Below are 18,478 nucleotides of genomic sequence, written 5' to 3'. Positions count from 1 at the left end.
ATTTTAGAGGATTACTTTGGCAAAACTTGTAGCAATTCAATATCAAAAATTAACGTACTATTTGGACCGATACTATCACCAGCACCTACTTCACCATAAGCAAGTTTAGCTGGAATGAAGAAACGGGTTTTACCACCTTCTTTCATTGTTTGTAAGCCTTCTGTCCAGCCGGCAATAACCTGATTTAATTGGAAATCTACAGGATGATTGCGTGCAATTGAGCTATCAAAAACAGTCCCGTCAAGTAAACGACCTTCATAGTTGACTTTTACGCGAGAAGTAGCTTTAGGTATTTTACCAGAGCCTTCTTTTAATACCTGATATTGCAAACCCGATTTAGTTGTAATCACACCAGATTTCTTCGCATTTTCAGCGAGAAAAGCAGCACCAGCCTGAGCATTTTGTTGCCCTAGTTTTTGAAACTCAACGAGCTGTTTAGCTTCCAAAGTTTTCTTATACTCATTAATTGCTTTAGCCATTTCTTCGTCTGTCAGGCGTGCAGTTTTTTTCTGTGCACCTTCTTGAAGGCCTTGATAAAAGATATCAAGATTTAAATCTGTTAATGCATCAGTATTATTACGACCCATTAAATAGCCATAACTATAACTAAACTGATCTTTTGCTGGGCTTTTATTTGTTACAGGTGTCGCGGCAATAACAGATAAACTCATTGTTGATGCAGCAATAACCAAACTGATTTTTTTCATGCCATTTTCCAAAAAAACAGGAGAGTATAATGACTCTCCTAGATTGTTATTATTTCACTGAAATGAGTTCAACATCAAAAATCAGTGTACTGTTTGCTGGGATCCCTGGAAGTTCTTGTGGACCGTATGCAAGGTTTGATGGGATAAAGAAAGTCGCTTTTCCGCCTTCTTTCATGAGTTGAAGACCTTCAGTCCAACCTGGAATGACCTGATTAAGAGGGAACTCAACTGGCTGACCACGCTTATAAGAACTATCAAAAACCTGACCGTTAATTAAACGACCTTCATAATGTACTTTAACAACTGACTGAGCTGTTGGCTGTTTACCAGTACCTTCTTTCGTAATGATATATTGCAAGCCTGATGCTGTAGTTTTTACTCCAGCTTTAGTTTTGTTTTCTGCAAGGAACTGTGCGTCTGCAGATTCAGAGGCTGTACCCTCGTGCTCTGGTTTATCTTGATGCTGCATTTTTTGTTGTAACTCTTTTTCATAAGCTGCAACAGCTGCTTTTAAATCTTCTTGAGTATAAGCACTTGGTTGCTTGCCACGAGCATCATGGATCCCTTGAACAAAGGCCTTAGTGTCCAATTCTGGAGGAGTTTGTTGCGCAACTTCATAACCAAGAACATAACTGATTTTTTGAATTGGAGAAGCATTTTTGTCTGCTTTACGTCCGACTTCTGTGGTCGGATGTTGAGTTGCATAATATACAGGTACAAGTGCAGCACCGCCTAAAACTACAGCGACAGCAATGGGTAAGGCTTTACTCATAAAAGGTTCCAAAAATAATCATTTGAGTCTAAAAGGCTGCTTCGATCTTAGCATGCTTCGACTTAAGCATAGAATGTTTAACAAAAAAAACGAGTGGTTTTTTTATATATTTTAGTTAGTTTTAATTTGGCGAAACTTAAAAAATCAAATAAAAAACCGGATCATTTGACCCGGCTTTTTAAGAAAACTTTTAATTAATCTTCTTTTTGTGCTTTATAGGCATAAGCGTAGTTATAGCCATAACCACCGCCACTAGAGCGTTGAATATCGTTAAGAATAAAGCCATTCACTTTAACACCAGCTTGTTCAAAGCGATTAACTGTTAATTCAAGCTCTTTCATGTGAGACTTAGCATAACGAGCAACAATTAAGTTCACACCAGTGTATTGAGAAATAATAATGCCGTCAGTTACCGCAAGCACTGGTGGAGTATCAATAATGATATGGTCATATTGCGTTTGGAACTTCTCTAGTAAGTCTTTGAACTGTGTAGAGCTCAACATTTCTGAAGGATTCGTTGGACTCTTACCACGGGTAATCACGTCGAGATTCGCAACTTGCGTTTTATGTAAAACTTGTGTCAAGTCAGCTTGGCCACTTAGTAATTCAGAAAGACCAGGTTTTACGTCAACATCGAAGTATTTATGCATATAACCACGGCGCATATCAGCATCAATCAATAATACGCGTTTATTTCCTTGTGCAAAAATAGTTGCTAAGTTCGTTGAAATAAAAGATTTACCAACTTCTGGAGATGGGCCGGCAATCATAATAATATTATTTTTTGCTGAGGTTAAAGCGAAGTGAATGGCAGTACGAATACTACGTAAACTTTCAATCGCAATATCATCACTACTTTTAACTGCTAAAATAGGAATACTCTTTTTCTTTTTCAAAATACTCATACGAGTCTCTTGAATAGGAGAACGAGGTACGGTCGCATAAACTGGCAGATCTAATTCATTTTCAATTTGAGTTGAATCATTAACTCCACTACGCATCATATTGCGTAATAATGCAATTAATACACCAATAAAACCACCAACAAAAATAGAAAGTATTAGAACAATCAATTTTTTAGGTTTAATAGGCTTAACAGGTTCTACAGCAGTATCAATAATACGAACATTACCAATCTCACCCGCATTAGCGATTTTGAGTTGCTGGTATGAGTTGAGTAATGATGTATATAGCTCAGTATTGACCTTTACATCACGATATAGTTGTAAATATAAACGTTGGGTCTCAGGAAGTTGAGTTAAACGATTATTAAGATCAGCAATCTTTTTATTAATCTCTGTAATTTGTGCATCAATTTGCAAGATTAATGGATGATCATTAGTATATTTAGCAGAAAGCTCAGCTTGTTTCTGTTGTAATTCAATTTTAAGCTTTTCTAAATCAATATTTTGTTTAAGTAATAATTCAGATTCAGCATTAACATCTACCGTTTTGTACTTTTCACGGAACTGGTTAAATTTGATCTCAGAATCTTCTAACTGTTTTCTAAGGTCTGGTAATTGTTTTTCAAGGAAAGCTAAAGTCTGTTTTGTTTCTAACGACTTTCTCTCAATATTTTGTTGATGATAAACATTTAAAACATTATTAAGTACTTGTGTAATGTGCTCAGGATCTTGGCCTAGATAATTCAAACCAATAACACCAGTCAATTTACCTTTTTCAGCAACACTATAGATATCATTAAAATTTTTAACAGCTGTTGGGAGAGCTAGCTTAGTTAAACTGTAGCTTTGTTCTTTCAGATTACCTTGAGCATTAAGTTGTACCTGCCAAAGACCTCTATCTGTATTTAGTATATTTTTCTTGTTTAATTGACCATTAAATACAACTTGATCTTTGTACGTTAAAGTAAATTGATGTGCACCTTTGAACTCTAACTTTAAGGGTTTATCTAAATAATATTCAGGTACTTTAAGTTCTCGTATAATCAAATTATTATTTTGATTATTGTACAGTATAGATTCATGACGATACTCAAGTCTACTCTTATCTTGTGAAATTAACTTATCGATCAATCCTGATTGGTTATCTTTGACGTTAATATCAAGATTAAGGTTCCGGATGACTTGTCCTAAAACCATTCTAGAACGAAGAATCTCTATTTCTGGATCAGCTGGTGATTTTTGAGATAGACCTCCACTAACTTTAGAAAGGTCACCAAGCAAAGCAGCAGAGGCAGCGCCTTTACTGTCCTCAACTTGTACCATTGCATCTACAGAATAAGTATCTGGTGTTATCCGTAAGTATAGCAAGGCACAAATTAAACTTAAGACCACGCAGCATGCTATGATTTTCCACTGTGCAATCAATGAAAAGAATAACTCTTTTAAATCGATGCTATCTTCGCTAGTTTTAGAGTTTTGGTTCATAAATTTACAACTAATATACAATTATAATTGAGTGCGCCAATCTTGCACATAGCTTTGAATGTTGCGGCAAGTCTGATCAAAAAAAGCTTGGTCATGCTGATAGGGGTCAGGTATATTTTGTCCCTGCCAATGGCCAAGCCTAAAAATTTTACCCTTAGCAAATGGCCAAGTTTGTTCAATATGCTTTTGCTGATTATTGCTCATTACTAAAATCAAATCATTTTGTTTAATCAATTCAGCACTGAGCTGACGAGCCACGTGTGGTCTCATATCAATATTGAATTGATCCATACAATGAATCGCTTTGTCATCTGCAGTATGACCTACTAGGGCTGAAATACCAGCAGATGAGATATTTAACGTAGGATGTTGGGCCTTTAAAAAGTATTCTGCCATTGGACTGCGGCAAATATTACCTACACAGACTACTAAGATATTTTGTAACTGCATTCTAGTTTTTACCTAATTGATCAAAGGTATAAAGTGCACTTGAGAATGGTACAATCTGGTTCATAATACGTTGCCAACGTGTTAAACCAGTTGCATCAATATAAACAATATCATTTTTTTGCATTTGGAATTGATTAGATAATGCAAGGTTACCAATACTACTCAAATTGAGCTGATAAATTGTTGATTTTTTTGTTTGTAAATCTGTACGCATGACATAAATACGAGCTGCACTTGCCGAGTATGGATTAACACCTTCACTCTCGCCCAATACATCACTTAAGGTCATTCCCTGATCTCGTAATGGAATTGCTGAACTTTTATTAGACTCACCCATAACATAGAGTTTTTGATTTTGTTTAGTATTTACATAGATTGTATCATTAGGTTGAACTAATAACTTGTGTAGTGAATACCCCTGTTTCTCAAGTGCAACAATATTTAAATTATAAACTTCACCATTACGAATGAGTTGTATGTCAGTATTGTCACCGGACTCTTGATTTACACCGCCCGCCATACTTAGGGCTGTATAGATACTAATTGGTTGATCATCTAAAGTATATTGTCCACTTTTCATAACCTGACCATTAACAAAATAGCGCTTAGCTTGGTATGACAATACTCGAACTACAACATCAGGTGTTTTTAAATATTTAGCAAATTGACTTCGTAAATATTTATTGGTTTCAGCCAGTGTTTTCCCAGCAATATGAACCTGACCTACAAGTGGTAGTTGTACATTCCCTGTAGAATCAATAGGATATCCAAATGCTTTGATATCAGTAGAGGCACCTTGAATCGGAGGAGTAATTTCAGGATAAGCCCAAAGTTGAATAGATAATACATCTCCAGGACTTAAGCGATATTGATAAAAAGGAGTATTAAATAAGGCGCTTATATTTCCTTGTGGACGCAAAGCCTCAGAACTAATTTTTGGAATATTATTTTGGGTGAGTTGAACGACAGAAACTTCTGCTCCTTGTTCTGTTTTAAAAGTACCTTGTTCTGGTAGGTCGTAAGTTTGTAAGCCTGAGGTGACTGCACATCCTGTAAACGAAAGTGAAATGGCTAAAAATAATAATGTGCTTTGATGCTTCACATTCAAACCCTTTATTGTTTGTAATCCAATGATACTTTGCATGAAGACATTGGATTGTAGTCTATAATTAACCCAAATCATACTTTATTTGCCGAGCAGTGATTGTATATTTCGAGAAAATTTTGTTTAAAGTCTGCTATATTAACGTAGTAGGTCGTATCCATGATGTTTCTCCATTTAAAATTAAATGGTTAGGTTTTATATATGTTTCAACTTGAACAACTAAAAATAGCAGTTATCGGCTTAGGGTATGTTGGATTACCTTTGGCAGTTGAATTTGGTAAACATAAACCTACAATCGGATTTGATATAAATGAAAATCGGATATTGGAATTAAAAAACGGATATGACCATACATTAGAAGTCACTTCCGATGAGTTAAAATACGTACAGCATTTGTCGTATACAGCACATATTCAAGACTTACAGGATTCAAACTTCTTTATTGTAACAGTGCCGACACCAATAGATAACTTTAAACAACCAGATTTGACTCCTCTTATAAAAGCATCGCAAAGTATTGCGGAAGTTTTAAAAAAAGGCGATATTGTCGTTTATGAATCAACAGTTTATCCAGGTGCTACAGAAGAGGTGTGTATTCCTGAATTAGAAAAATATTCAGGTTTAAAGTTCAATCAAGATTTTTTTGTAGGTTACAGCCCAGAGCGTATTAACCCTGGTGATAAACAACGACGTGTCACTAATATCTTAAAAATTACATCAGGTTCAACACCATTAGTAGCTGATTATGTTGATCAAGTTTATAACTTGATTATTGAAGTAGGTACACACAAAGCACCAACTATTAAAGTGGCAGAGGCTGCAAAAGTCATCGAAAATACACAAAGAGATGTCAACATTGCATTGATCAATGAATTGGCTCTTATTTTTAATAAAATGGGTATTGATACTGAAGATGTACTTAAAGCAGCAGGCACAAAATGGAATTTTTTAAATTTTAGGCCAGGTTTGGTCGGTGGGCACTGTATTGGTGTTGATCCGTACTACTTAACGCATAAAGCAGAGTCAATTGGTTTACATCCTGAGATAATTTTAGCAGCTCGTCGTTTAAATGATCGTATGGGAGAATACGTTGCAACCCAATTGATCAAAGAAATGGTAAAGAAACGTATCCAAGTTGTCGGGGCACGTATATTAATTTTAGGTTTAAGTTTTAAAGAAAACTGTCCAGATATCCGTAACACCAAGATTGTAGATATGGTTAAAGCACTAAAAGAATACGATTTAGATCTTGATATCTATGATCCTTGGGTAGATAGTGCTGAGGTTGAAGCAGAGTATGGGTTAGCTCCAATTATGGAATTAAAACAAGGTCGGTATGACGCTATCGTAATTGCGGTTGCACATGACCAGTTTAAAAAAATGTCTACACAGGAACTTGTTTCGTTAGGCAAAGAAAAACATGTTTTATACGATTTAAAATATGTTTTAAATAAAGAACAAAGTGATATTCGACTGTAAAGATTACTAACATAGGAATTTTATGAAAATTTTAGTTACAGGTGGAGCAGGTTTTATTGGTTCTGCTGTTGTTCGTCATATTATCAAAAATACTAATAATGATGTTCTTAATGTTGATAAATTGACATATGCAGGAAATCTAGAATCACTTAAAGAAGTTGACCAAAATTCAAGATATCAATTTTCTCAAACTGATATCTGTGACCGTAAAGCCTTGGATGTTTTATTTAAAGAGTTTCAGCCAGACTTAGTTATGCATTTAGCAGCAGAATCACACGTAGATCGATCAATTACGGGGTCTGCTGCATTCATTGAAACCAACATTATTGGCACATATCAATTATTAGAAGCTGCACGTCATTATTGGAATAATTTAAGTGACGATAAAAAAACAGCGTTTCGTTTTCATCATATCTCAACCGATGAAGTGTATGGTGATCTTGAAGGGACAGATGATTTATTTCATGAAACGACATCTTATGCGCCAAGTTCTCCATATTCTGCAAGTAAGGCGAGTTCAGATCATCTAGTACGTGCTTGGAATCGTACTTATGGTTTGCCAGTAGTAATTACGAATTGTTCTAATAACTATGGTCCATATCACTTCCCAGAAAAATTAATTCCTTTAGTGATATTGAATGCATTAAAAGGGAAAGCTTTACCAATTTATGGTAAAGGTGACCAAATTCGTGATTGGCTATATGTTGAAGATCATGCGCGTGCACTTTATAAAGTTGTTACTGAAGCTACAGTGGGTGAAACTTATAATATTGGCGGTCATAATGAACAAAAAAATATTGATGTTGTAAAATCAATTTGCCAGTTGCTCGAAGAGCTTGCGCCAAATAAACCTGAAGGCGTGGCCCATTATGCTGATTTAATTACTTATGTTAAAGATCGCCCTGGTCATGACCTGCGCTATGCAATTGATGCAACGAAAATTAAAGAAGATTTAGGTTGGGTGCCAGAAGAAAGTTTTGAAACAGGCCTGCGTAAAACTGTTGAATGGTACTTAAACAACCAAGAATGGGTTGAAAACGTACAAAGCGGTGAATATAAAAACTGGGTACAACAACAATATCAGGCAAAAAAAGCCTAATTTTTGAGTGGTAACCATGAAAATATTATTGCTCGGAAAAAATGGACAAGTCGGTTGGGAGTTACAGCGTGCTCTGCAACCGCTTGGTGAAGTGATTGCACTTGATCGTTCTACAAGTTTAGATGGTTTAAGTGGTGATTTGGCTAATTTTGATCAAATTAAACAGACTATTGAAAAAGTTCAGCCAAATATAATTGTAAATGCAGCTGCATATACCGCGGTTGATAAAGCTGAATCAGATCAAGAAAATGCTGATTTAATTAATCATCTCGCTGTCAAAAATCTAGCTGAACTTTGTCAGATTCATCATATTTTACTCGTTCATTATTCAACGGATTATGTTTTCAATGGTGAAGGAACAAAAGCATGGTCTGAGAGTGACTTAACGGATCCAGTAAATTTGTATGGAAATACGAAGCGTCTGGGTGAAATTGCACTTGAGCAAAGTAGCTGTGCTTTTATCAACTTCAGAACATGTTGGGTCTATGGTTCACATGGTAATAACTTTATAAAAACGATGTTGAAATTAGCGTCAAATCGTGAAGAGCTAAGTATTATTCATGACCAGATTGGTGCGCCGACAGGGGCTGCTCTTATTGCGGATGTGACAGCACAAGCATTAAAGTATTATTCATTACTGGGTGCTCAGCAACAAAAAGATTTATTAGGGCATTATCATTTGGCTGCTGCTGGTGAATGCTCGTGGTTCGACTATGCGCAATTTGTTTTTGAGCTAGCTAAACAAAAAGGACAATCTTTAGCAATTCAAAAAGTAAATGCAATTGAAACGACTGCATACCCTACTCCAGCTAAACGACCTTTAAATTCCCGTTTAAATACAAATAAACTACAAGCAAATTTTAAAATACACCTACCGAATTGGAAGTTAGGTGTAGCACAAGTTTTAGAGGAAATTATTTAATGAGCCAAGTAAAACGTAAAGGTATTATTCTTGCTGGTGGTTCAGGAACTCGTTTATACCCAATCACAATGGGTACATCAAAACAATTATTGCCAATTTATGATAAGCCAATGATTTATTATCCATTGTCTGTATTGATGTTGGCAGGAATTAACGAGATTTTAATTATTTCTACTCCTGAAGACCTACCTAATTATGAAAAGCTTTTAGGTACTGGTGAAGAAATTGGTTTAAAGCTTTCTTATAAAATACAGCCATCTCCTGATGGTTTAGCTCAGGCATTTATCTTGGGTGAAGAATTTATAGGTGAAGATAATGTTTGCTTAATTCTAGGTGATAACATTTTCTATGGCCAAAGTTTCGGAACTCAGCTAAAGCGAGCAACTGAAAAAACGACTGGTGCAACTGTATTTGGTTATTATGTAAATGATCCAGAGCGTTTCGGAGTTGTTGATTTTGATGAAAATGGAAAAGCTTTAAGTATTGAAGAAAAGCCTGAACATCCAAAATCACATTATGCTGTTACAGGTCTTTATTTCTATGACAATAAAGTAGTTGATATTGCGAAAAATATTAAACCTTCACATCGAGGTGAGTTAGAAATTACCGACGTAAATAATGTTTATCTCCAACAAGAAGAGTTGAATGTTGAGTTGTTAGGGCGTGGATTTGCATGGTTAGATACAGGTACGCATGATTCATTGCTTGAAGCGAGTCAGTTTGTTCAAACTGTAGAGCATCGTCAAGGTTTAAAAATTGCTTGTTTAGAAGAAATTGCATTTAACAATAGTTGGATTGATGAAGAGCAACTTCTTAAACGTGCAAACTTCTTTAAGAAAACAGGCTATGGTCAATATTTATTTAAATTACATGCTGAACATCAAAAAAATTAATGTTCTCGTAGTAACTTATAGTGAATTGTAAATATTTCAAAGTATAGAGATAAAAGAATGAATGTAATTGAAACAAAGATTCAGGGTCTTTTAATTTTAGAGCCTAAAGTTTTTGGTGATGACCGTGGCTGGTTTATGGAAAGTTTTAACCAAAAAGCTTTTGAGGAAGCGTTAGACGAACGTGGATTAGATATTCCTCAATTCGTTCAAGACAATCATTCTTTATCTCAAAAAGGTGTTTTAAGAGGATTGCATTATCAGCTTAACCCATATGCGCAAGGTAAGTTAGTTCGAGTTGTACAGGGTAAAGCTTGGGATGTTGCTGTTGATATTCGCAAAAGTTCTCCAACTTTTGGTCAATGGGTTGGTATTGAACTAACTGGGGAAAATCATAAACAATTTTGGATTCCAGCTGGATTTGCACATGGTTTTGTTGCTTTAGAAGATAATACACAATTTTTATATAAAACTACGAACTATTATAATAAAGAAAGTGAAGGAGCGATTGTTTGGAATGATCCATCTATCGCAATTGATTGGCCTATAAATAATATTGGTCAAGTTTTAGTAAGTGATAAAGATAAAGTTGCATCGAAGTTAGAAGATGCAAAGTTATTTGATTAATTAATCATTAAATTTATTTATATATTCTAAAAGAGCCTGTAAATTGTTTGCTAAGTTAAATAAATTGATAGCTAACCCTGAAAATAAAAGATTTCTAGGGAACTTTATTTCACTAGCAACATTACAGGGGCTTAACTATATTTTACCATTACTTACTTTACCTTATCTTGTACGTATATTGGGTGCAGAAAAGTTTGGTACATTAGCTTTTGCAACAGCCATAATTAGTTATTTTATAGTATTAACTGATTATGGTTTTAATTTTACAGCAACGAGAGAGGTGGCAGTACATAAAGAAAATAATGAGAAGTTAAATGAGATTTTTAGTAGTGTAATGATTGTTAAATTTTTTCTTTTAGCTATATCCTTTGTAATACTTATAGTATTGGTTTCTTTTTTTGATAAGTTTAGTTCAGATCCAGAACTCTATTTTTTAACTTTTGGAACAGTATTAGGTCAGGTCCTATTCCCTATATGGTTTTTTCAGGGGGTAGAAAAAATGAAATATATTACAATAATTAATATAGTAACTAAGACTCTATTCGCAATAGCAATTTTTATATTTGTAAAACAAGCTTCTGATTATTATTTAGTACCTTTATTGACCTCTTTAGGCGCAATATTGGCAGGTGGTTACTCTTTATATTTAATCTATAAAAAATTTAATATTAAATTTAGTGTACAAAAATTTAATGTGGTGACCTCCCATTTAAAAGGTGGAGTGCACTTATTTTTAACCTCTGCACTAAGTAATTTATTGACTTCTTCAGGTACAATTATCTTATCTTTTGTATCAAATAATACTATTGTTGGTTATTATTCAGCATCTGAAAAGCTTTTTAGAGCTATAGTTGGATTATTTACACCTGTGACCCAGGCTCTATATCCAATAAGTTGCACTAAAGTTAATCAAGAGAATCTAGCAAAGCCATATATTAAAAAAATATTTACTATAGTGGGTGGAATTGCATTAATACTGAGTTTAATAGTTGCTTTATTATCTAAGCCTATCGTTAATTTAATCTATGGAATAGAGTTTATTAATTATAGCTATGTTTTGGCTGTAATGATGATTTGGTTATTTTTTGGTGTAATTAATAATATTATTGGTATTCAATATCTAACCGCAATGAGGAAAGATAAAGTGTACACATATTCATTTGTAGCTGCTGCCTCAGCTACAGTAATATTGAATATTGTTCTAATTCCTCACTTTATGATTGATGGTATATTATTTTCAATGATATTTGGTGAAATTCTTTTAACATTATCTATGTTAGGACTTATTTTTAGGTTGAAATTATGAAAAAAATATTAATTGTGTTTGGAACACGTCCTGAAGCTATTAAAATGGCGCCTTTAGTGAAAGAGTTTCAAAAAGATACTAATAATTTTGAAACTAAAGTATGTGTAACCGCTCAACATAGACAAATGTTAGACCAAGTATTAGAAATATTTGATATAAAGCCAGATTATGATTTAAATATTATGAAACCTGGGCAAGATTTATATGATATTACTTCAAATGTATTAATAGGAATGAAATCTGTATTAAATGATTTCGAACCAGATGTTGTTTTGGTACATGGCGATACAACTACTACTTTATCTGCTAGCTTAGCGGCCTTTTATGCAAAGATTAAAGTAGGGCATGTAGAAGCAGGCTTAAGAACAAATGATATTTATTCGCCTTGGCCAGAAGAAGGCAATAGGCAGTTAACAGGTATTTTAGCCAATTACCATTTTGCTCCAACTCAGCAAAGTGAAGAAAACCTCTTAAAAGAAGGAAAAAAACAGCAAGATATCTATGTTACTGGTAATACGGTTATAGATGCTTTAATGTATGTTTTACAGCGAATTGAAAATCAACCGACACTAAAAGAAAAAATAAAATCTAAAATTTCTAAACAATATCAGCTAGATGAAGAAAGAAAAATTATTTTGGTCACTGGGCATAGACGTGAAAATTTTGGTCAAGGCTTCATCAATATTTGTGAAGGATTAAAAGAGTTAGCAAAGAACAATCCAGATATTGATATTGTTTATCCAGTACATTTAAATCCAAATGTGCAAAAACCAGTAAACGAGATTCTTTCTGATTTGACGAATGTATATTTGATTGATCCACTTCAGTACGAAGAATTTATTTATATGATGAATGAGTCATATTTTATTATTACTGATAGTGGTGGTATTCAAGAAGAGGCGCCTTCTTTAGGTAAGCCTGTTTTAGTTATGAGAGATACAACAGAACGACCGGAAGCAGTCGAGGCTGAGACAGTTAGGTTGGTTGGAACAGATAAAAATATATTAATCAAAGAAGCACAAAAATTAATTGATAGTAAAATCGAATATGAGAAAATGGCTAAAGCTCATAATCCTTATGGTGATGGTAGAGCTTGTGCAAGAATAGTAAAATACTTATGTTGAGTACTAATAAAGAGATTAGTGAAGTGATTCTATTTTTAAGTAAATATCCACAGTCTCCTGAGGAATATAGAGATGGTTTTTTTCAACGTGTTGAAAATATCGATCAATATTATTTAAATGAGGAAAGAGTATATTTAAGTACAAGTCTTTTTAGAAATTTTAAAAAGAAAGTTATAAAGCATGGTTTAAGAACTGAAGTTAGCTGTAATTTTTTCTTGCATTTTCTCTATATTTTTAAACTTTTTAAAGGCTGTTCATTGGTATATATACAATCAATTTATAACGCTTTAAATTTAATTTTATTTATAAATTTTATTCGTAAGTTTTATATTTTAGACTTACATGGGGCTGTACCAGAAGAGTTGAAGTTACAAAATAAAATGAAATATGCTGCTATTTTCTCAGTTATAGAGAAAATTTTATTTAAAAAAGTAAATATTTGTATAGCAGTAACAAACCAAATGAAAAAATATTATCAAAAAAAATATCCAAATAGTTCTTGTAAATATATTGTATATGCAATACTACCTAGTCATGTTAAAAAATGTAACATAGATGAGTTAAATATTATCACTGATAAAGTAGAAATTATTTATAGTGGTAATATGCAGGTATGGCAAAATATTGACTTAATGCTCAACTCAATAAGAAAAAATTTATCTAAAGATGTAAAATTTACAATTTTAACAGGCGAATTGGATAGATTTTGTAAAAGAATATCGGAATATGGTATTAATTCTAATAAAGTTATAGTTAAGTCTGTTAAACCAGAAGAACTAGAATCTTATTATAAAAAATGTCATTATGGCTTTATTCTTAGAGATGATATAGTGGTAAATAGAGTAGCTTGTCCCACCAAAATAGTTGAATATTTAAATTACGGTATTAAACCAATTGTTCTCTCCTCTGAGATAGGAGATTTCTCTGACTATGGTTATGAATATCTCAAGTTAGAAGATCTAGTTGACTCTCATTTATCGAGTTGCAAGAGTATAAAAAATATTCAAATTGTTGAGCAGATACGAACTGCTAATAATTTTAATTTGCGGTTAGAGTTGGAAAAAATTATGAGATTTTAAAGTTATTTAAATTTTATTTACTTAAGGAAAAGATTTATATCTTTTTGAATTATAGACTATTAGTTATTTTACGGGTAAGCTAAGCTTACCTATAGAATGAAATATAGTAACTTATTTTTAGGTGTGTCAAGGTTTATGCTAATATTTATACCAGGTCTAGTATACCTTTTTACAACATTATTTATGATAATTTTTAGAAGTAAATTTTTAATTTTTATCATTCTTACTACTTTTTTAGCATATTTTGGTGCATCAAATATTTCAAAAATAAGTCTAGATTATGAGGTTTATACTTCTTATTTTAATTCATTAAGTAATATCTCTTTTATAGATGTCTTAAGTTATCCTGATCCCTTTTTTTGGTTAACTGCTAAATTTTTTAACTTTCTTTTTGGAAGTGGAGATTTTTTCAATTATTTTTTTATTATTTTTTTATCAATTTCTTTAAAAATATTTATAGCAAACAATAATGTTCAGAAATTTTTAATTCCTATATTTTTGTATTTGATTTTCTCGCGATATTTAATTTTACATGATTATACTCAAGTAAGAGCTAGTATAGCAATAGGTATTAATACATTAATCTTTCTTAATTTTATTAATGACGGAAAAATTTCAAAATTTAAAATATTTTTATTGCTGTCATCTTGTTTTATCCATTTTTCATCAGTAATTTTTTTACCACTTTACTTGCTTTATAAGCGTATTTCATCAGATAAATCTTTACTTATTTTATTATATACCTTAGTGGTAAGTATAATATTTGGACAGTTTTTTTCATCCATATTTCAAACTCTGCTTGAGTATTTTGGATGGTTGAATAGACTAAATGTATATTTGGGCAGTAGTTCTGAAGGAACTGATCAAGTCAAAGCTTATAGTATTTTTCAGTTTTATTTTCTTTTTAAATCTTTTGTTCTTTTTCTTTTATTTAAAGGTTATAAAAGTTTTTCTAAAATTGATAGAATATTAACTTCTATTTTTATTATAGCAATGTGTATACAAGCAGCTTTTGTGTTTAATAGTGCTATTGGTTTGAGATTGGCCTCTTTGTTTGGTTATATAGATATTTTAGTATTTTTATTTCCTTTAAAATATAAATGCTATATCAATATTCATCAGATTTATTATTTACTACTTTTTCTGGTAGGGGGAGTATTTATGTATAGTTCATTTAATTTAATTGAGAATATTTAGTGATATGAATAAAGTACTTTCTATAGTAGTTACTTTTAATCCATCAATAGAGAGATTGGGTAAATTAGTTTCTAGCCTAAATCAGCAGAAAACGGATATATTTATAGTTGATAACTATTCAAAGAATGCACATGAAATTAATTTTAATGCTTGTTTTGAGCTGCATAGGTTAGATAAAAACTATGGTATTGCTTATGCTCAAAATATTGGTATTCAAAAGGCTATAAAAAATAAATATGAATATATTATTTTATTTGATCAAGATTCTAATGTTGAGGATAATTTTGTTGATCTTATGCTTAGTAGCTATAAAGAATTGAATTCACAAAAAGTAGCATGTATTAGTCCACGTTTCTATAATGATGAATATGATTTTTACTATAATGCTTTGCGTATTAATAAATATGGTTTTAGAGAAAGAGTTTCATTGCAAAATATAGAAGAACCTATTTCTGTTTCACTTGTGATATCTTCAGGAAGCTTTATTATTGTAGAGGCTTTAAAAGTAATCGGTCCAATGAAAGATAAATTTTTTATTGATGCAGTCGATACAGAATGGTGTTTTAGAGCATTAGATAGAGGTTTTAAAATATTTATTTCAAATAAGGTTGTGATGAGGCATACTATTGGAGATAAAGTGTTAAATTTTTTTGGTAAAAAAATCGCTTTACATTCGCCATTCCGAAGATACTATATTATTAGAAATAATTTTTATTTATTAAAATTAGATTATATTCCAAAGATATTCGCTTACAGAGATATTGTTTTTTCTTTAATAGTTCAATTAATAATTATTATTACAATTAACAGTCAACGTAAAGAGAACTTTTTTGCTTTGATTAGAGCTATTCGTGATGGAGTGTATTATGAAAAGAGAAGTTAATGTCTTTTGTTCATTAGTTCTATATAAACACACATTTAATGAATTGAAAGCAACACTGGATAGCTTATTTGCAGTATCTAAAATCAAAAAAATTATTTTGGTTGATAACCATGAAAGTGATTGGGCATCTACATTTGAACATGAGAAGATTATTTATTTGAAATCAGAAGGAAATTTCGGTTTTGGATATGGCCATAATCAAGCGATAAATAGATATGCTACTGATTGTGATTTCTTCTTAATATGTAATCCTGATATTATGTTTCAAGAATCAGAATTTGACAATTTGGTTGAGTTTGCAAGTCAACGTAATGAGGGATTATTCCTTCCAAAGATTGTTTATACTAATGGTGAAAATCAGTTTGGTGCACGCCTTTTACCAACCCCATTCAACCTTTTTGCTCGAAGATTTTCTAAAAAATGGGCAGTTAGCTTAGATCAGCAATATCTATTGAAAGGTTATTCAATTCAAAAACCAGTTTTTGTTCCTTATCTTTCTGGTTGCTTTATGCTGTTCAGATCAGACGCACTATTGAAGCTTAATGGCTTTGATGAGAGATTCTTTATGTACATGGAGGATGTGGATTTATCAAGGCGTTGTGCTGAAACATATGGCGCTGTATATTACCCACATGCTCAAATAATACATGTTCACGAACAAGCATCATACAAAAACAAACTATTACTTAAAGCCCATCTGAAAAGTGCTATACAATACTTCAATAAGTGGGGTTGGGTTTATGACGTTGGCCGTAGCAAGCTTAATAAAAAATGTTTAAACCAGTTTCGTGTATAACGTAATTTAAAATGAAAATTGTAGGTATATTAATATGTTAAAGAGGCTTTTAGATATTTTTATTGCCCTATTTGCCTTACTTATTCTAATGCCTGTTTTTCTGATAGTAGTTTATAAAGTTCGGAAAAATCTAGGTTCTCCTGTTTTTTTCTTACAAGAGCGTCCAGGCAAAGATGGTAAATTATTCAAAATGATTAAATTCCGTTCTATGAAAGATGGAGTTGATCAGGATGGAAATATTTTGCCAGATGAAGAAAGAATTACTCCTTTTGGACAAAAATTGCGCTCTACTACTTTAGATGAAATGCCTCAACTTATCAATGTATTAAAAGGGGATATGAGCATTGTAGGACCTCGTCCCCAACTGGCTGATTTTATGCAGCATTATACTCCAAGACAGATGCGTCGTCATGAGGTTAGACCAGGTATGACTGGTCTTGCCCAAGTGAGCGGTCGTAATAACTTGAGTTGGGAAGAAAAGTTTGAATTAGATGTTGAATATGTTGAACAACATAATATCTGGTTAGACTTTAAGATCATGCTAAAAACTGTACAGGTCATGTTGAAAAAAGAAGGTATTAATGCACCAGACCAGTTAGTGGGAGCAAGCCGTTTTTCGGGTTCGCCAAAAAAAGATGAAGTACAATATTAATCGTTAGTTATAAAGTTAGTCATATGATCAAAAAAGCAGTTTTACCAGTTGCTGGTTTAGGTACACGTTTTTTACCCGCAAGTAAGTCAATTCCTAAGGAAATGGTTACAGTAGTTGATCGCCCTGCTATTGAATATGTAGTTCGTGAGGCAGTCGAAGCTGGTATCGAGCAAATTATTTTTGTAACACATTCTGCTAAAGTTGCTATTGAGGATTATTTTGATCATGATTTTGAGTTGGAAACAATATTAAAACAAAAACAGAAATTTGATTTAATTAAAGAAATTACTAATATTTTGCCTTCAAATGTAAGCATTGTTAGTGTGCGTCAACCTCAGCCGTTAGGGCTAGGGCATGCTGTTTTATGCGCAAAAAGTGTAATCGGCAATGATGATTTTGCGGTATTGTTACCAGATGTATTAGTTAAAGATAATTCAGAAAAAAATGATTTATCGCAAATGGTGGCTCGTTATGCTGAGAGCCAAGCTGCACAAATTATGGTAGAAGCAATACCTGATCATTTGGTAGATCAATATGGCATTGTTGATGTCACGAGAACACCAGATGTAGGTGAAAGTATAGCTATACAGGATATTATTGAAAAGCCATCGATTGGGTCTGCCCCTTCAAATCTTTCTGTTGTTGGTCGTTATGTATTACCTGCAAAAATTATGCAGCTTTTAGAAAATATTCCTAAAGGTGCAAGCAGTGAAATTCAATTAACAGATGCAATTGCGATGTTGCAACAAACTGATCGGGTTGAAGCTTATCGTATGCGTGGAGAAACTTTTGACTGTGGTAGTAAACTTGGTTATTTAAAAGCTGTACTTCACTATGGTATTGAGCATCCTAAGTTGGGAAATGATTTCAAGAAGTTAATCCAAGACCTTAAATTATAAAATTTTGTGGCTCTACTTAAACATTTGTAAGATTTAATGAATGTATAAGTTAAGCAATATATTCTCTTCATATAAAAAGAAGAGAATTCTATAGAATATTA

At 32.5% G+C, this 18,478-nt stretch carries 18 protein-coding genes; 13 read left to right on the top strand and 5 right to left on the bottom strand.

Annotated elements, in window-relative coordinates:
• Positions 1-11 precede the first annotated feature (11 nt).
• The 5 genes from MKL35_RS02140 to MKL35_RS02120 all read right to left on the bottom strand — a co-directional run bounded on the left by MKL35_RS02140 (position 12) and on the right by MKL35_RS02120 (position 5,463).
• On the bottom strand, positions 12-707 hold the full coding sequence (locus MKL35_RS02140) for an FKBP-type peptidyl-prolyl cis-trans isomerase (RefSeq protein ID WP_031952039.1): 696 nt from the start codon (positions 705-707) through the stop codon (positions 12-14).
• A 49-nt stretch (positions 708-756) separates the two neighbouring features.
• On the bottom strand, positions 757-1,479 hold the full coding sequence (locus tag MKL35_RS02135; RefSeq protein ID WP_032011748.1) for an FKBP-type peptidyl-prolyl cis-trans isomerase: 723 nt from the start codon (positions 1,477-1,479) through the stop codon (positions 757-759).
• A gap of 194 nt (positions 1,480-1,673) precedes the next feature.
• Entirely contained in the window at positions 1,674-3,869 is a 2,196-nt protein-coding gene (locus MKL35_RS02130; protein ID WP_270912718.1) for a polysaccharide biosynthesis tyrosine autokinase, read from the bottom strand.
• Positions 3,870-3,890: 21 nt separating this feature from the next.
• A complete protein-coding gene (locus tag MKL35_RS02125) occupies positions 3,891-4,319 on the bottom strand; it encodes a low molecular weight protein-tyrosine-phosphatase (protein WP_270912715.1) in 429 nt (142 codons plus the stop codon).
• A 1-nt stretch (position 4,320) separates the two neighbouring features.
• A complete protein-coding gene (locus MKL35_RS02120; protein ID WP_270912713.1) occupies positions 4,321-5,463 on the bottom strand; it encodes a polysaccharide biosynthesis/export family protein in 1,143 nt (380 codons plus the stop codon).
• 162 nt (positions 5,464-5,625) lie between these two features.
• On the opposite strand from MKL35_RS02120, the gene tviB reads away from it, so the two are divergent.
• The 13 genes from tviB to galU all read left to right on the top strand — a co-directional run bounded on the left by tviB (position 5,626) and on the right by galU (position 18,377).
• Positions 5,626-6,903 carry a Vi polysaccharide biosynthesis UDP-N-acetylglucosamine C-6 dehydrogenase TviB gene (tviB, locus tag MKL35_RS02115; protein ID WP_270912712.1) on the top strand — a complete coding sequence of 426 codons (1,278 nt, stop codon included), beginning with the start codon at positions 5,626-5,628 and terminating at the stop codon, positions 6,901-6,903.
• A 22-nt stretch (positions 6,904-6,925) separates the two neighbouring features.
• Positions 6,926-8,002 carry a dTDP-glucose 4,6-dehydratase gene (gene rfbB / locus MKL35_RS02110; RefSeq protein ID WP_017482357.1) on the top strand — a complete coding sequence of 359 codons (1,077 nt, stop codon included), beginning with the start codon at positions 6,926-6,928 and terminating at the stop codon, positions 8,000-8,002.
• A 16-nt stretch (positions 8,003-8,018) separates the two neighbouring features.
• Positions 8,019-8,924 (top strand): dTDP-4-dehydrorhamnose reductase, encoded by a 906-nt coding sequence (gene rfbD, locus MKL35_RS02105; protein WP_017482356.1) that lies wholly within the window; start codon positions 8,019-8,021, stop codon positions 8,922-8,924.
• Positions 8,924-9,817 (top strand): glucose-1-phosphate thymidylyltransferase RfbA, encoded by an 894-nt coding sequence (gene rfbA, locus MKL35_RS02100; protein WP_270912711.1) that lies wholly within the window; start codon positions 8,924-8,926, stop codon positions 9,815-9,817. The genes rfbD and rfbA overlap by 1 nt, the downstream gene beginning before the upstream one ends.
• Positions 9,818-9,874: 57 nt before the next feature.
• Positions 9,875-10,441, top strand: a complete 567-nt coding sequence (rfbC, locus tag MKL35_RS02095; RefSeq protein WP_270912709.1) for a dTDP-4-dehydrorhamnose 3,5-epimerase — start codon at positions 9,875-9,877, stop codon at positions 10,439-10,441.
• Between the two features lie 43 nt (positions 10,442-10,484).
• On the top strand, positions 10,485-11,747 hold the full coding sequence (locus MKL35_RS02090) for a flippase (RefSeq protein WP_270912707.1): 1,263 nt from the start codon (positions 10,485-10,487) through the stop codon (positions 11,745-11,747).
• Positions 11,744-12,871, top strand: coding sequence for a non-hydrolyzing UDP-N-acetylglucosamine 2-epimerase (gene wecB, locus MKL35_RS02085; protein ID WP_270912705.1), 1,128 nt, complete (start codon positions 11,744-11,746; stop codon positions 12,869-12,871). The genes MKL35_RS02090 and wecB overlap by 4 nt, the downstream gene beginning before the upstream one ends.
• Positions 12,865-13,950 (top strand): glycosyltransferase, encoded by a 1,086-nt coding sequence (locus tag MKL35_RS02080; protein WP_270912704.1) that lies wholly within the window; start codon positions 12,865-12,867, stop codon positions 13,948-13,950. The genes wecB and MKL35_RS02080 overlap by 7 nt, the downstream gene beginning before the upstream one ends.
• A 96-nt stretch (positions 13,951-14,046) precedes the next feature.
• Positions 14,047-15,147: an EpsG family protein gene (locus MKL35_RS02075; RefSeq protein ID WP_270912702.1), complete on the top strand. Its 1,101-nt coding sequence runs from the start codon at positions 14,047-14,049 to the stop codon at positions 15,145-15,147.
• Between the two features lie 4 nt (positions 15,148-15,151).
• Positions 15,152-16,030 (top strand): glycosyltransferase family 2 protein, encoded by an 879-nt coding sequence (locus tag MKL35_RS02070; protein WP_270912700.1) that lies wholly within the window; start codon positions 15,152-15,154, stop codon positions 16,028-16,030.
• Positions 16,014-16,826: a glycosyltransferase gene (locus MKL35_RS02065; RefSeq protein WP_270912699.1), complete on the top strand. Its 813-nt coding sequence runs from the start codon at positions 16,014-16,016 to the stop codon at positions 16,824-16,826. Before MKL35_RS02070 ends, MKL35_RS02065 begins: the two co-directional genes overlap by 17 nt.
• Positions 16,827-16,860: 34 nt before the next feature.
• The gene (locus MKL35_RS02060) at positions 16,861-17,478 is read left to right on the top strand and encodes a sugar transferase (RefSeq protein ID WP_270912697.1); all 618 of its coding nucleotides are present in this window, start codon (positions 16,861-16,863) and stop codon (positions 17,476-17,478) included.
• 23 nt (positions 17,479-17,501) lie between these two features.
• Positions 17,502-18,377, top strand: coding sequence for a UTP--glucose-1-phosphate uridylyltransferase GalU (gene galU / locus MKL35_RS02055; RefSeq protein WP_270912695.1), 876 nt, complete (start codon positions 17,502-17,504; stop codon positions 18,375-18,377).
• Positions 18,378-18,478: the final 101 nt, after the last annotated feature.

Origin of the sequence: Acinetobacter sp. AOR41_HL (assembly GCF_027854645.1) — a bacterium.
Taxonomy (GTDB): domain Bacteria; phylum Pseudomonadota; class Gammaproteobacteria; order Pseudomonadales; family Moraxellaceae; genus Acinetobacter; species Acinetobacter nosocomialis.
Note: the sequence above shows the minus strand (reverse complement) of the source record. Positions and strands in the feature narration are given on the sequence as shown.

Bases quoted from the DNA above. Each gene is read 5' to 3' on its own strand.
- MKL35_RS02140 (WP_031952039.1), bottom strand. From the start codon at position 707: ATGAAAAAAATCAGTTTGGTTATTGCTGCATCAACAATGAGTTTATCT.
- MKL35_RS02135 (WP_032011748.1), bottom strand. From the start codon at position 1,479: ATGAGTAAAGCCTTACCCATTGCTGTCGCTGTAGTTTTAGGCGGTGCT.
- MKL35_RS02130 (WP_270912718.1), bottom strand. From the start codon at position 3,869: ATGAACCAAAACTCTAAAACTAGCGAAGATAGCATCGATTTAAAAGAG.
- MKL35_RS02125 (WP_270912715.1), bottom strand. From the start codon at position 4,319: ATGCAGTTACAAAATATCTTAGTAGTCTGTGTAGGTAATATTTGCCGC.
- MKL35_RS02120 (WP_270912713.1), bottom strand. From the start codon at position 5,463: ATGCAAAGTATCATTGGATTACAAACAATAAAGGGTTTGAATGTGAAG.
- tviB (WP_270912712.1), top strand. From the start codon at position 5,626: ATGTTTCAACTTGAACAACTAAAAATAGCAGTTATCGGCTTAGGGTAT.
- rfbB (WP_017482357.1), top strand. From the start codon at position 6,926: ATGAAAATTTTAGTTACAGGTGGAGCAGGTTTTATTGGTTCTGCTGTT.
- rfbD (WP_017482356.1), top strand. From the start codon at position 8,019: ATGAAAATATTATTGCTCGGAAAAAATGGACAAGTCGGTTGGGAGTTA.
- rfbA (WP_270912711.1), top strand. From the start codon at position 8,924: ATGAGCCAAGTAAAACGTAAAGGTATTATTCTTGCTGGTGGTTCAGGA.
- rfbC (WP_270912709.1), top strand. From the start codon at position 9,875: ATGAATGTAATTGAAACAAAGATTCAGGGTCTTTTAATTTTAGAGCCT.
- wecB (WP_270912705.1), top strand. From the start codon at position 11,744: ATGAAAAAAATATTAATTGTGTTTGGAACACGTCCTGAAGCTATTAAA.
- MKL35_RS02080 (WP_270912704.1), top strand. From the start codon at position 12,865: ATGTTGAGTACTAATAAAGAGATTAGTGAAGTGATTCTATTTTTAAGT.
- MKL35_RS02075 (WP_270912702.1), top strand. From the start codon at position 14,047: ATGAAATATAGTAACTTATTTTTAGGTGTGTCAAGGTTTATGCTAATA.
- MKL35_RS02070 (WP_270912700.1), top strand. From the start codon at position 15,152: ATGAATAAAGTACTTTCTATAGTAGTTACTTTTAATCCATCAATAGAG.
- MKL35_RS02065 (WP_270912699.1), top strand. From the start codon at position 16,014: ATGAAAAGAGAAGTTAATGTCTTTTGTTCATTAGTTCTATATAAACAC.
- MKL35_RS02060 (WP_270912697.1), top strand. From the start codon at position 16,861: ATGTTAAAGAGGCTTTTAGATATTTTTATTGCCCTATTTGCCTTACTT.
- galU (WP_270912695.1), top strand. From the start codon at position 17,502: ATGATCAAAAAAGCAGTTTTACCAGTTGCTGGTTTAGGTACACGTTTT.